This window comes from Flavobacterium sp. (assembly GCF_044339515.1).
In the GTDB taxonomy this organism is placed as follows: Bacteria; Bacteroidota; Bacteroidia; order Flavobacteriales; family Flavobacteriaceae; genus Flavobacterium.
This window is the reverse complement of the sequence record NZ_JBIIVK010000036.1, coordinates 24,293-38,566: the sequence shown is the minus strand read 5'-3', so window position 1 is coordinate 38,566 and position 14,274 is coordinate 24,293. Positions and strand designations below refer to the sequence as shown.

Below are 14,274 nucleotides of genomic sequence, written 5' to 3'. Positions count from 1 at the left end.
CTTTAAAATGAAGTCTACAAGCTTCTTCACTTCCAAAATTTGCCGTAAAACTGAATAAATTCATCGCTTTTTTTTATCAAATATAAGGCTTTTTATTTAATTATGGGTAATTGCGGACAATCAAAATTTTTAATTACAAAATCGAAAAAACACCTGCAATCTTATCAATAAAATAGAGGAATTAGTTGAAATATCTAGTTTTAATCTCATCTCATTTGGATTATATAAGCTTTATAAAAAAGTCAAAAAATATAATCATATTTACAATTGGTAAACGAACTTTTTGAACAATTGTTATGTTAATCATTACGCTGTTCAACCTTAACCCACTCCATCATACCCATCAAACAACGTTTGTTGATAGACATCGCCATTGAATTTGTTGATTAATTCGCGGATAAACTCGTAGTGTTTCACGTATTGGTTGGGAATGAGCAGTAATTGGATATGATTTTTATATTAAAAAACGTAATTTTGTTAACAACAAAACATTTTCATTGGAACAACTAGTAAATAATATAGTTCAACTGACAGGAGATTACCACTGCGATTATGATAATGGCTTTGTCATGTCATCTGAACATGTCATCAATTGGGTTAATCAATTTGGTGAAGATGATCGCTTATTCATTTTAACTGAATTATTACATATTTTAAACCAAGGAATTTATATTTCAAAAGAAAAAGCCAAATCGATACTTTTAGAATTTATAAATAAAGTTTACTCCTTTTTTAATTATAATACTATCGAAACATTTTTAAGGGAAACACACTTTATAGCTGTACAAGGTGCTGAAAAAAGTCAAACTGTTTTATTATCAATATTAAATGAAGTTTTAAAAGAAAATACAGGTCTTTCAACAGCTATTTGTGGCACTAAGGGGATTAAAAATTATATTTATATAGACGATATAATTGGGAGCGGTGGCAAGTTTAATTATGAGCTACAAAACTACATAGCAGAAAATAATTTACTACAACCTTTAAAGAATAAAGAAATTAGAATATTAAGTTACTTTTTCTGCATTCACACTTGGGGAGCCTCTAATGCCAGGTATATTTTAAAACATAAGTTTAACGAAGAAAACTATTTTTTAGATTTAAAAGCATTCCCAATAGCATCATATTATACCATTGAAAATAACATTAAAGATTTTAATCCTAGATTAAATTTAATGTATCCTGAAAAATCGAAAAATGATTATGATGTTTACATTGCAGGTCTTGAACACGCGACCAGACAAGCTGACAAAGCGTATAGAAAAACAACACAGCCTACTAAAGAAACCTTTTTTCCCTCAAAGGAAAATAGAAAAAGAATAGAACAAATCTTTTTGGATAAGGGAATTGAAATTTTAAATAAAATTCAAGATGTTGAAAGCAAACAAAAACATCGACCACTTGGTTTAACTTATCCCAGTTATAAAACATTTGGAACCGGAACTTTATTTTTCACATGGAGGAACATTAGTAATACTTGTCCGATAGTATTTTGGTGGGATAACCCAGCACACGATTGGAAAGGACTATTTCCTTTACATAATAGAGGAAATTAAAAAATTTTAGTATATTTACACGTGGACAAGACTAAAACTATGCGAAATTATTCTGTTAAAGAATCAATTATATTCAGAAAAACAACAGAACCATTTGGTGGATTATCTAATATGGCTTCAGGTTTTTCGTTATATGTCAACGAAATAATTATTCCTTCATCGGAGCATTTTTACCAAGCAATGCGTTATCCTACTCATCCTGAAATTCAGTTTGAAATCATTAGTCAGGATAATGCCATGAAAGCTAAAATGGTGAGCAATAAATATAAATCTACTTTAACAAGACCGGATTGGGACAAGATACAAATCAAAATTATGCGTTGGGCATTAGAGATTAAATTGGCTCAAAATTGGGATAAATTTAGTTCAATACTCGAAGAAACAGGAAACAAACCTATTGTTGAATATGCTACCGATGATAAAATTTGGGGAGCCAAACCCATTAATAAAGAAATGTTGTTAGGCGTTAATGCTTTGGGTAGATTGTTAATGGAACTACGTGAAAAATATGTTCAAAATACTAATCGATTATATTGTGTAAATCCACCTGAAATTTCTGCCTTATTACTTTACAATCAACCAATTGAAATTATTTGTGATGATTCAATAATTGATTTTGATAGTGAAAATAGTAAAGAATTCCATTTTGTTTAATTTAAGACATTTATTTAATAATAAGTGTGGAAAAGTAAAGTAATTTTCTTTCTATTCATCCATTTTAACTCTACTCTTCATACCCATCAAACAACGTCTGTTGATAGACATCGCCATTGAATTTGTTGATTAACTCACGGATAAACTCGTAGTGTTTCACGTATTGGTTGGGGATGAGCAATAATTGGATTTTTTTGCGTTGCAATAATTCCATTTTAAGCTTGTCGGAGTGCATGGTGCGTTTGTTGTGATAATGTTCCCGCCCGTTGATTTCAAATACCACTTTGGGTTGGTTATCCTGAAAAAGCACGCCATCGAACTCTTTTTTATTGAGTAAAGAATTGTTGGCTTCTTCCGGAAACAAATCCACTATTTTGACATTCCGTTTGAAGCGAGTGTCTTTTAACGAGCAATAGTGTTGCATGGTTTTGTAAAACTCATCTTCAAATCGGGAATTGTTGGAAAAACCAATTGTTAATTTATTTACTGTACTTTGGGTAACGTGCGTAGTACCGTTTTTGGCGGCATAGTCAATCAACGCATATAAATCATCGTCTTTTCGGGATAAGACATCAATGGCTTGTAAATCGGTGACCACAATCAGGTTTTGTTTGGCTCTTGTAATGCCCACGTTAATCAACTGGCTGTTGTTTTTTATCCAATCATACGTCCTTGGAGAAGTTTTAGTGGAAAGAGCAGTAGAGATAATGATGGTTTTATTTTCTTGACCCTGAACTTTGTGAATGGTTCCGCAACTCACCGAATCAGCAATCACTCCGGCAGCTTTGGCTTGGGTGACATAATGATTTAATACTTCTTCTTGGTTTCTAAACGGAGTAAGGATGAATACATCCGTTAACGTATTGTTTTTGATGTATTTTACAATTTCAACGGCTTCTTCCAGTTGGGCGTTTTTATGTTTTTGGTTGGCATTGGTCACCGAAAGCAATTGAATGCTGCCGTTTTCTTTAATGGCCGTAAGGTTTAACCGTTGTTCATAAAAGCGTTTATTGGAATACTCAATGATTTTTTTCCCACATCGGTAATGGTAACTCAATAAAATTTCCCTTGAAATGCTATCCATTTTTTTATAGGCAGACAAAATGGAATGATGGTAGTAGCTGTATTCCACATCAATGTTAAACTGCTTCATCATTTTATCGTTCTTGTGCTCTTCAAAAAGGATAATAGGTTGCAGTTGGTTGGTATCGCCAATCAACACCATGTTTTTACATTTAGAAATGGGTACTAAACTGGTGGGAATGTCGCATTGTCCCGCTTCGTCAATGGTTAATAAATCAAATTTAAACTTTTGTCCCAATCGCCTACTGGAGATGTTGGTGGTTAAAATAATCGGAAATACTTTGGTGAACTTTTCAAGGTTTTTGTCATCGCTTAACCACGTATTGAATTCTTTTATCTGTTCATTTTCTTCTTCGATGTAAAGGATTTCAATTAGTTCAATGTAGTCTTTTGTTTTTAACCGTTTGATGTGCTTTAATGATTCGAAATAGAAAAATTGGAGCAGTTTATAATTCCCATCGATGATTTCCAAAATGCCTTTGACATCCTCCTCTTTGGTTTCAGGGATGGAAAGTATTTTCTTTTCCAGTTTTTCTTTTTCCTGTTTCAATAACCAATAATCACCACGTGACAGCAATCCATTGATGAACTCTAAATTTTGTTGTAAGTCGGTTCGCTCTTCATACTGTTGTAACTTTTCCACCAATCGTTTGTTTCGTTCTTTAGAATTTTCTTTCAGATTCAACAAAAGCGATTCTTTAGGTTCATCGGTTGTATTAAATTCATACAGCTTTTTGATGGTTTGCAAGGCTTCCAACGTGCATTGTTTGTTTCCTAAGCGAATAAAAGGTAGCACAATTTCTTTGTCGTAGTATTTTCCAATCGTTAATTTCTCTTTGATCCCATCAATCGGAACATTGTTATTGGAAGAAATCAGTATTGTTTTATTATTCGTGATGCAGTTGACGACAATGTTTAAAATGGTCTGTGTTTTTCCGGTTCCGGGAGGGCCTTGCACATACGTAATCGGGTATTTGAGTGAATTGTAAATGGTGCGTAACTGGTCGATGTTCACATTTTTATCGTACAACACAATATGCGGTTCTCTCCTATTTTTTCGGTCTAAAAGCGATGCGTTTTTAAAGAACGCTTTCAACGGAATTTGCATTTCTTTTTTTTGATGCTCCGTATTGATGCGATCAAAAACGGGAGCAATATCTATTTTGGAATAGCCTAACACCACTACTTCAGGACGGGTATTGGGCAACTCCCCTACTTTAAAATTTTCACTCAGCCATTCAATAGTCTTCGCAGGGTCGGTTAAGTAAAAATCTTCAAAATCAGCCATACTCATATCCGTATAATACGACAACGAATACTTGACATCTTTGATATAAAAATGAGGATTAAAATGTGTCCCTTGACTAATATGAATAGTCTTTTTCACCGGGTCATACGTCAACTCCCGATACGCTACAATAAATTTCCCTTTGGAAGCAATATCAATGGAAAACTCACTCAGAGCCAATTTGTACTCCTGAAACTTGGTATATTCGTTGTGGTAAATTTCTTTGAGCAGGTATTTTTGTTGCTCTAACGTCAATTGAAACGGACTTTGTTGCACCAACTCCGTCAAGTCAATCTCCGGTATTAAATGGGCTTGGTGTAAAAAAGGGTCGTTATTGGTTTTGTAACATTCTAAGTAATAGTTTAAAATCGCATTGTTATATCGGTCAAATTCATACTCCAGTAAACTTTCGTCTTCATGTAGCTTTTTGATTAATTTCTCCGGTACCTCGTAATGCGAAAACTTCAACAGTTCAGCCGATTGTATGGCAGCAATGGAAAGCGTTGTGTTTAAAATGGGTTCATCTTTGTTGACATTGAACATGTCCACCACAATTTTACCCTTATTTATATCCAAAATGGCAATCCAAAAGTGCTTTACTTCTTCCTGTTTGTTTTTGTAGTAGATGCTCAGGTACTTCCCTCCCCTGATGGCTTCTCCTATTTTATGGATGACTTTTTTGTTGATTTCCATTTTGATTGCTTTGAATACTGCTTTACTAGCGGTAGCAATGATAACAATTCAAATATAGTAATTTTGTTTGATGTTTAACCCTCGAAGGGTTTGGAACCCTTCGAGGGTTGGGTTGAGGAGCTACTACCTGCGACGGCATGACAAGAGAAAGGTTGAGAAGCTGAATGAAGAAAACCTTTACAGCTTGCCTTTTCGATAATTTGACGGTGTCATTTTCTTTTTATTTAAAAATACCTTGTTAAAATAACTTAGTGTTTCAAAACCACATTCAAATGCAATTTGATTGATTGTTTTTTCACTATGCAAAAGCAATCGACTTGCCTCATCTATTCGCATTTCATTCAAATAATCGGAATAGGTCTTTCCCGTTGCCTTTTTAAAGAACTTACAAAAATTACTTTCTGTTACATAAATTAAATCGGCCATTTCTTTTAAGGTAATTTTGTTTGCATAGTTATTTTGAATATACGAGCAAACTTTATTGATGCGTAGTTCACTTTTTTCAGAAATAATCATGTGAACCGAATTTTCGGTTATCAGTTCATATGAATGAATAGAAAGTTCTTCTAAAAGGGTGAGTAATTTTAGTATTCGTTCCATCCCATTTGTTTCCACTAAAGCCATGAGTTTAGGAACTATATCTTGAGCCGCTTGAAAGCGAATACCTCTGTCTGACTTTTCAAGCATCTTTTTAATGAAATGACTTTCTTTAAACCCTAAAAAAGGGGCTATAAATTCTTTAGAAAACTGAATCACAATGGCTTCAGATTGTTCACTATCGGTGGATTTGCCGGACCATGTATGCGGAAGATTAGAACCCAACAACACCAAATCACCATCAGTATAATTTTCATAACTATTACCTACTAATCTATAGCCTCCCCCTTTTATAATATAAGTTAGTTCGTATTCGGGATGGTAATGCCATTTAAATTCAAAAAACGGCACTTGAAAACGATAAGCATAAAAACTTGACGTTCCTTTATTTGATTTGATGTCTTCTAAAACTGCTTTCATGGTCTTTTTTAAACCTATAATCCTTTAATTCTTCAAAAATAATTCAATATAGTGTTAGTATTGAACAAAATACTGTTAAATCTATCTTGCCGTAATTAATAGTTTTGAAATAGTAAAAACATAACTTGAAATTAAACATCGTTCAATCAGAAAATTACAAGAAGCTATGCAAACTCCACCAAAGTCAATAATCGAATTTCTTGAAGAGCCCTACACACTTAAGCAAGAGCAAATCGATTTTTATCAAAAGAATAGATTTATTAAATTAAAAGATGTTTTGAATGCTGAAACGCTACATTTCTTTAATGCGGCCATTACTTCACAAGTGAATGCAATGAATCAGGAGCATACGGCACTGGAAGAACGCACCACTTATGGCAAGGCCTTTTTACAATTATTTAATCTATGGACAGAAAATCCAATTGTGAAAGAATTAATTTTCAGTAAAAGAATAGCCAAAATTGCTTCCGATTTAATGCAGGTTGATGGTGTTCGATTATACCACGACCAAGCCTTGTTTAAAGAAGGTGGCGGTGGCATTACACCCTGGCATGCCGATCAATATTATTGGCCTTTGGAAACAGATAAAACCGTTACAGCTTGGATACCACTGCAAGCCACGCCGCTGGAAATGGGTCCATTAGAATTTAGTGCCGGAAGTCATACCATCGTAGAGGGTCGTGAATTAGAAATTGGTGATGAAAGTGAGGAAATCATTCAAAAAAAATTACGGGTAACCGATTTTAAACATGTGATTGAAGCTTTTGATTTAGGAGAAATCAGTTTCCACTCCGGTTGGGTTTTTCACAGAGCCGGTGCCAACATAACCAATGAAATGCGAAAAGTAATGACCATAATTTACATGGACAAAGACATGATTTTGAAAAAACCTGAAAACAAAAACCAACTACACGATTGGGAAACTTGGTGTCCGGGTGCCGTTGTAGGTGAAGTAATCAATTCTCCTATTAATCCTGTTTTATATTCAAACTAATTTATGAAAATCAACTACCTGTGCACCTATTGGGGTTGTGAGCAACAGTCGGCAAAAGAATTTCTTTCTAATGTTATCGCTAGTGGTTATGATGGTGTGGAAATCAATTTTCCTGACGATTCCGTTTTTATACATGAATTTGAAATGGAATTGAAAAGGATAAGAGCAACTACGCATCCTGATTTCTTTTTTATTGCCCAACAGGTTCTTGATAACAAAGTGGAAACTACAAACGATTATCTGAACCGACTAACGGATCGATTGGAATTTTTAACCTCGTTGCAACCCAATGCCATCAATTCGCACACCGGAAAAGATTTTTTTGATTTTAGTGATAACTGTAAAATCATTGAAAAAACAACACAACTATCAAGAGACAGCGGAATCCCTATTTGGCATGAAATTCATCGAGGTCGATTTTCATTCCATTTAAAAACGCTACTCCATTATTTAGCTGTTTTTCCAAAACTTCAATTAATTGCAGATTTCTCGCATTTCTGTGTGGTGTCTGAAAGCAATTTAGAAGACCAACAGGAGTTCTTAAACAGCATCTACCCTTCTGTAAAACACATTCATGCCCGCATTGGTTTTGAACAAAGTCCGCAAGTCAATCATCCTTTTGCCCCTGAATGGAGCAGTTATTTAGAAAAGTACTTGCAGTGGTGGAGGGAAATACTGTATGTGCAAGAAAAAAATCACCTGCCGTATTTTACCATTACCCCTGAGTTTGGGCCATTTCCCTATATGCCACAAGAACCCATAAGTAGAAAACCACTATCTAATCAATGGGAAATAAATTTAATGATGAAAAATTATTTACAACAAAATCTTAAGACTAATGGATAAGCAGCAAAACAAAAACTATATCCTTTTCATTGCTTTAAGTGCCGCACTTGGTGGTTTATTATTTGGGTATGACACAGCCGTTATTTCAGGTGAAATTGGCAACCTAACGAACTTTTTCCACTTGAGTCCCTTAGAAAAAGGTTGGGCTATATCTTGTGCTCTTATGGGCTGCTTTATTGGAGCTTTGGTTTCTAATATACTCAGTACAAACTATGGAAGAAAAGCAACAATGATAATTGCTGCCCTCTTGTTTATTATCAGTGCTATTGGCACCGCACTTCCTAACACTTTTACCCTTTTTGTACTTTTCAGAATTATTGGAGGTATTGGTGTTGGACTGGCCTCCATGGTTGTACCCATGTATATTGCAGAGATTGCACCGTCTGACAAACGTGGAGCTTTTGTTGGAACCTATCAATTAGCGATTGTTCTGGGTATTGTTGTGGTCTATTTTATCAATTATTTTATTGCCCTACAAGGTGATGCCGAATGGAATTTGAACATAGGCTGGCGTTGGATGTTTGGCTCTGAAATTATTCCCGCCGTATTATTTTTACTCTTTATTTTTCAACTACCTGAAAGTCCAAGATGGCTTTTTTTAAAAGATAAAAACACAAAAGGATTGGCTGTACTTCAAAAACTAAATTCTCCTGAAGAAGCAATTAAAATTCAAAACGAGATTCAACATTCCATCCATCACGAAGAAAAAACCCCATGGAAAAGTTTGCTCCACCCTACCTTTAAAAAAGCACTTTTTATTGGAATTGGTCTTTCAGTTTTGCAACAATTAACCGGTATTAATGCTATTTTATATTATGCCCCCGAAATTTTTAAAAGTTTAGGCAGTTCGTCTGACACTTCTTTATTGGAAACGAGTATATTAGGAGTAGTAAATTTAATCTTTACGTTACTAGCCATTCGGTTAGTGGATAAAATGGGCAGAAAACCATTGCTTTATATCGGTTCAATCGGAATGTCTTTTTCATTATTATCCGTTGGTTTATTTATTTATAATGATGCTATTGGTAATTGGGTATTGCCCTTTCTACTGCTCTTTATGGCTTCTTTTAGTATTTCTTGGGGACCGATTGTATGGGTTTTGTTGTCTGAAATTTTTCCAAACAAAATACGCAGTTTAGCTTTATCAATTAGTGTTTTTATCCAATGGGTTGCTAATTTTATTGTGACCCAATTTTTTCCAACTTTACTGGAAAACTCCTTTTTAAAAACAAATTTCAATGGAGCTTTTCCGTTTTACATGTTTTCAATCATCTGCTTAATTTCCTTTTTGTTTGTTTGGAAACTTGTACCCGAAACCAAAAATAAAACACTTGAAGAAATGGATTCATTATGGAACTAAAAAAAGTACTATCCTATTTGTTGTTTTTGTCATGTATTTTGACTGTAACCGCTCAAAACAATGCTAAGTTTGTCAATACTTTCATTGGGACTGATGGCACCGGACATACTTTTCCCGGCCCTTCATTGCCTTTTGGAATGGTGCAACCCGGTCCGGATAATGCCATAGAAGGTTGGAACCACACTAGCGGTTATCAATATAAAGACACGTTGTTATTAGGCTTTTCACAAACCCGTTTCAGTGGAACCGGAATTGGCGAAATGGGAAATATTTTATTGCTTCCTTTTCACGAAAAAAAGAAACATTTAAAAAACAGTTACTTCAAAAATACTGAAAAAGCAAGTGTTGGTTATTATACCCTTTTGAAAAAAGACGATGTAAAAGTAGAACTTACTTGTTCTGAAAGAGTTGCTTTTCATCACTATACTTATCCTGAAAAAAACGCAAAATTGTTATTGGATTTCCAACACGGATTTCAATTTTTGAATGACAGTTTGGTTTTAGAAAGCGATATTAAAATTGAAAATAAAAACACTATTTCCGGTTATTGCAAAACCAAAGGATGGGTGACTAAAAAGTATTTTTTTACGATTCTTTTTGAAACACCTTTCTTTTCATCCATTGAAGTTCCAAAAAAGAAAAAACAAAATGCTCCTAACTATATTTTGGATTTCAAATTGTCTGAAAATCAAATTCTAAACGTAAAAGTTGCTTTATCTACCGTAAGTGTTGAAGGTGCAAAATTGAATTTGAAAACTGAAATTCCGCATTGGGATTTTGAAAAAGTCAAATTAAGAGCGGAAACCATTTGGAAGGAGTATTTGAACCGTGTTGACATTGAAGCACCGCAGAAACAAAAAGAGATTTTCTATACCTCTTTGTATCATTTGCTTTTACAACCTTCAAATATTGCAGATGTGGATGGCAGATACCGCGGAACTGATGATAAAATAGGAACTTCATTAAACAAGGAATACTATTCTACCTTATCGATTTGGGATGTATATCGCGGAGCTTTCCCTTTACTCCAGATTGTTGCTCCGGAAAAAACAGATGGAATTATTAATTCGATGCTATTGCATCACAAAGCGGCCGGATTTTTACCGATATGGACTGCTTGGGGACAAGATAATTATTGTATGATTGGCAATCACGCCATTCCGATGATTTTGTCTGCATACAATAATGGCTTTACCGGTTTTGATAAAAAGGATGCTTTTAATGCAATGTTGGAAACTTCTACAAAATCACATATCAATTCTGATTGGGAATTATACAATCAATTCGGCTATTATCCTTACGACAAACTCGATAATGAAGCCGTTTCACGCACTCTAGAAAGCGGTTATGACGATTGGTGTGTAGCTCAAATGGCAACTAAAATGAAAGATAAGGAGAACACTTTTATTTTTACTAAAAGAGCCAATTATTATAAAAACCTTTTTGATGCATCAACACAATTATTCCGTGGGAAAGATTCGAAAGGCAATTGGCGAACACCTTTTGACCCATTAACAGCTACTTCACCTATGAATAATCCAGGCGATTATACGGAAGCCAATGCATGGCAATATTTTTGGACACCCGCACAATATGATATAGATGGGATGAAAAAATTGTTAGGAGGAACAAGTCAGTTCACAAAAAAACTAAATGATTTTTTTACGATTGAAAGTAAAAATCCGGATAAGTTTTTAGGTCAAGAAGCAATGATTGGACAATATGCTCATGGAAATGAGCCGAGCCATCATATTGTGTACTTATATGCTTTTTCAGAAACACCAAAAGTAGGTCAACAATACATTCATAAAATCATCAACGAATTTCACAATAACACCCCGGATGGCATGATTGGTAATGACGATTGCGGACAAATGAGTGCTTGGTATATTTTGTCAACGTTAGGATTTTATCCTGTAAATCCGGCCAATGGGGAGTTTGTTTTAGGTGCACCACAAGTTAAAAAAGCAACGTTACATTTGAAGAGTAAAAAAACATTTATCATCGAAACGACGAATTTTTCAACTCAAAATATATTTCAAGAAAATCCAAAACTAAACAATTCATTGCTAACGAAACCATTTATAACGTATTCTGAAATTATGAATGGCGGTAAGCTTGAATTTCAAATGACAAATAAATAATAAACGTATGAAAAAAATAATCTTAACAGTACTAATGCTTGTTTCATTTACGATGAAATCACAAAACAAAGTAGCGGAAAAATACCAAATTTTACCTTTTGGAAGCATCAAACCTTCCGGTTGGATTAAAGAACAAATGCAAAAAGACATCGATGGATTTGTTGGTAACTTAGATCAACTGGTTCCGGACTTAATCAACGACCCCATTTACAGTTCAGGAAGATTACACAAAAATAGTGAAGTAAAAGACTTGGGAAATCTAAAAGAAGGAGACAAAGAAGGTAGTGATCAATACAAATGGTGGAACAGCGAAACACAATCCAATTGGTGGGATGGATACATTAGAAATGTAATTTTATTGAACGATAAAGCCGGACTGGCAAAAGTTGAAAAATACATCCAAACCGTTTTAGACAGTCAAGATGAAGATGGCTATATTGGCATTTACGACAAAGAGTTACGTTATAATTTTAAATCAGAAAATGGCGAATTATGGGCAAAAGCAACGATGTACAGAGGCCTTCTTGCCTATTATGAATATTCAAAGGATAAAAGAGTTTGGGAAGCTATTGTAAAAGCAATTGATAACGTGATGAGTAATTACCCTATCGGAAAATCAAGTCCGTTTTCTTCCGGAACCGAATTTAATGGTGGTGTTTCACACGGTTTGACTTTTACCGATGTTTTGGATAAAATGTATCAAATTACGGGTGATACCAAATACACAGACTATGCCCTTTTTTTATACCAAGATTTTTGCAAAACGAATCAATCTGAAAAAGATGTGCAATTGGATAATATTTTGAATCCAAATTACAAATTACAATCACATGGTGTGCATACGTATGAACATTTACGTACTTTAATCGTGGCTGTTTATGCTTCCAATAATCCTGAATTAGAAAAAGCACTGGAAATTTACATTAACAGAATAGAAAACACAACCACGCTAACAGGTGGTGCTATTGGCGACGAATGGATTGCTGAGCGAACGGCTGATGATACACATACCGGATATGAATATTGTTCGCTTCATGAATTATTAGATAGTTATACGGTTTTATTTCAAAAGCAAGGTAATCCCGGAACGGCAGAAGCTATTGAAAACATTTTTTATAATGCTGCTCAAGGCTCAAGAAATCCCGAACATTCCTGTATTGCTTATCTCAAAACAGACAATTCGTATGAAATGGAAGGAACCAAAAATGGAGAAGTAGAACCCGATCGTAAACAAACACGCTATAAATATTCGGCTGCTCATCAAGATGTAGCAGTCTGTTGTAACCCCAATGCCGGAAGAATTACACCTTACTTTATAGAAAAAGCATGGTTAAAAGAAGCGGATAACATTTTGGTAAATGTACTTTTGATGCCCAATACAATTGAAACAAAAATAAACAATCAAACAGTAAAAATTGAAACCATAACCGACTACCCCTATCAAAATAAATTTACTTTCAAGATTTCAAATCCGAAAAAAGTAGCGTTTAAAATAAAAATTAGAAAGCCTTCATGGGCAATTGCTGTAGTTGCCTCTGAAAAATACAGTGAAGAAAATGAATTTTTGATATTTAACCGAAACTTTTCAAACCAAGACTCTATTACACTTGAATTTAAAGCAGCCATTCTCATTAAAGAAGACAAAAAACAAGACAAATACTTTACCTACGGAGCTTTATTTTACGCAAAAACCATTGCGGCTATTGAGAAAAAAGGGAAATATTATGGGCCGAACTTTGTTGATTTTCTCTATCAACCTATGAATGAAATTCGCTATCAGTATATTGAAGATCACAAAGCGGTTTTTAAAAACGGACAGCTTCATCTTAACGCAAAAAACATGAATACTGACCAATTGGAAGAAATTATACTTATTCCGTTTGGAAAAACCATCTTGCGACAGGTTAGTTTTTAATACACTTTCAACCCTCGAAGGGTTTGGAACGCTTCGAGGTTAAAAAAAAATTTATATATTTGATTTCGCAAACCAGGTGAAGCGAAAGCACAGCTGCTCTCCTTCGCTTAAAAACTTTTAATCATGAAAGCCAACGGCAATACTGTAGAAGCCATATTGGAAAACATTCCCACTGAACGAGCGGCAGCGTTTCGTGAATTGCATGAAGTAATTGTAAAAAATCTACCCAAAGGATTTGAACCCGGTATCAGCTATGGTGGTTTAGGCTACGTAGTTCCTCATTCGAAATATCCGGCAGGTTATCATTGCAAACCGATAGAACCTCTCCCATTTGCCGGGTTAGCCAATCAAAAAAACTCGATTAACTTTTACCACATGGGTATCTATTCAGATCCAAAACTCTTACAGTGGTTTGTAGCAGAATACCCGAAACATAGCTCTCAAAAACTCGACATGGGTAAAAGTTGTATTCGATTTAAAAAGCCGGAAGCCATTCCTTTCGCACTTATTGGTGAATTAATGCAAAAAATGAGTGTTGAACAATGGATAAACCTTTATGAAAGTCTATTGAAAAAATAAAGTAACCAACTGAATACAAATTGATTACCTCCTATTCTACTAAAGAATTGAGCGTTTTAACTAAAAAGGGACTTTTCTATAAAACTGCTTACTGCATTTTAATCGCTATTCTCAACTGTTGTCATAATAAAAACAAACTTGTGGG

General features: G+C 34.4%; 10 protein-coding genes. 8 read left to right on the top strand and 2 right to left on the bottom strand.

Annotation, left to right across the window (positions count from 1 at the left end; genetic code table 11):
- The first annotated feature begins 497 nt into the window (after positions 1-497).
- Both ACIQ0M_RS10600 and ACIQ0M_RS10595 read left to right on the top strand, forming a co-directional pair.
- Positions 498-1,556: a hypothetical protein gene (locus tag ACIQ0M_RS10600; RefSeq protein WP_396152024.1), complete on the top strand. Its 1,059-nt coding sequence runs from the start codon at positions 498-500 to the stop codon at positions 1,554-1,556.
- Positions 1,557-1,595: 39 nt separating this feature from the next.
- Complete coding sequence (locus tag ACIQ0M_RS10595) at positions 1,596-2,210, top strand: NADAR family protein (protein WP_396152023.1); 615 nt, start codon at positions 1,596-1,598, stop codon at positions 2,208-2,210.
- Positions 2,211-2,280: 70 nt separating this feature from the next.
- Here the strand turns inward: ACIQ0M_RS10595 and ACIQ0M_RS10590 are convergent, their stop codons facing one another.
- Both ACIQ0M_RS10590 and ACIQ0M_RS10585 read right to left on the bottom strand, forming a co-directional pair.
- Positions 2,281-5,274: a DEAD/DEAH box helicase gene (locus tag ACIQ0M_RS10590; RefSeq protein ID WP_396152021.1), complete on the bottom strand. Its 2,994-nt coding sequence runs from the start codon at positions 5,272-5,274 to the stop codon at positions 2,281-2,283.
- 177 nt (positions 5,275-5,451) lie between these two features.
- Positions 5,452-6,291: an AraC family transcriptional regulator gene (locus ACIQ0M_RS10585; RefSeq protein WP_396152020.1), complete on the bottom strand. Its 840-nt coding sequence runs from the start codon at positions 6,289-6,291 to the stop codon at positions 5,452-5,454.
- A gap of 166 nt (positions 6,292-6,457) precedes the next feature.
- Here ACIQ0M_RS10585 and ACIQ0M_RS10580 point away from each other — a divergent pair, with 166 nt between their 5' ends.
- From ACIQ0M_RS10580 to ACIQ0M_RS10555, 6 genes are all read left to right on the top strand, one after another.
- Complete coding sequence (locus tag ACIQ0M_RS10580) at positions 6,458-7,285, top strand: phytanoyl-CoA dioxygenase family protein (RefSeq protein WP_396152018.1); 828 nt, start codon at positions 6,458-6,460, stop codon at positions 7,283-7,285.
- Positions 7,286-7,288: 3 nt separating this feature from the next.
- Positions 7,289-8,131 carry a sugar phosphate isomerase/epimerase gene (locus ACIQ0M_RS10575; RefSeq protein WP_396152017.1) on the top strand — a complete coding sequence of 281 codons (843 nt, stop codon included), beginning with the start codon at positions 7,289-7,291 and terminating at the stop codon, positions 8,129-8,131.
- Entirely contained in the window at positions 8,124-9,491 is a 1,368-nt protein-coding gene (locus ACIQ0M_RS10570) for a sugar porter family MFS transporter (protein WP_396152015.1), read from the top strand. The genes ACIQ0M_RS10575 and ACIQ0M_RS10570 overlap by 8 nt, the downstream gene beginning before the upstream one ends.
- Entirely contained in the window at positions 9,482-11,635 is a 2,154-nt protein-coding gene (locus ACIQ0M_RS10565; protein ID WP_396152013.1) for a GH92 family glycosyl hydrolase, read from the top strand. Before ACIQ0M_RS10570 ends, ACIQ0M_RS10565 begins: the two co-directional genes overlap by 10 nt.
- A 7-nt stretch (positions 11,636-11,642) precedes the next feature.
- Positions 11,643-13,550, top strand: a complete 1,908-nt coding sequence (locus ACIQ0M_RS10560) for a beta-L-arabinofuranosidase domain-containing protein (protein ID WP_396152011.1) — start codon at positions 11,643-11,645, stop codon at positions 13,548-13,550.
- Positions 13,551-13,673: 123 nt separating this feature from the next.
- Positions 13,674-14,129, top strand: a complete 456-nt coding sequence (locus tag ACIQ0M_RS10555; RefSeq protein WP_396152009.1) for a DUF1801 domain-containing protein — start codon at positions 13,674-13,676, stop codon at positions 14,127-14,129.
- The last annotated feature ends 145 nt before the right edge of the window (positions 14,130-14,274 follow it).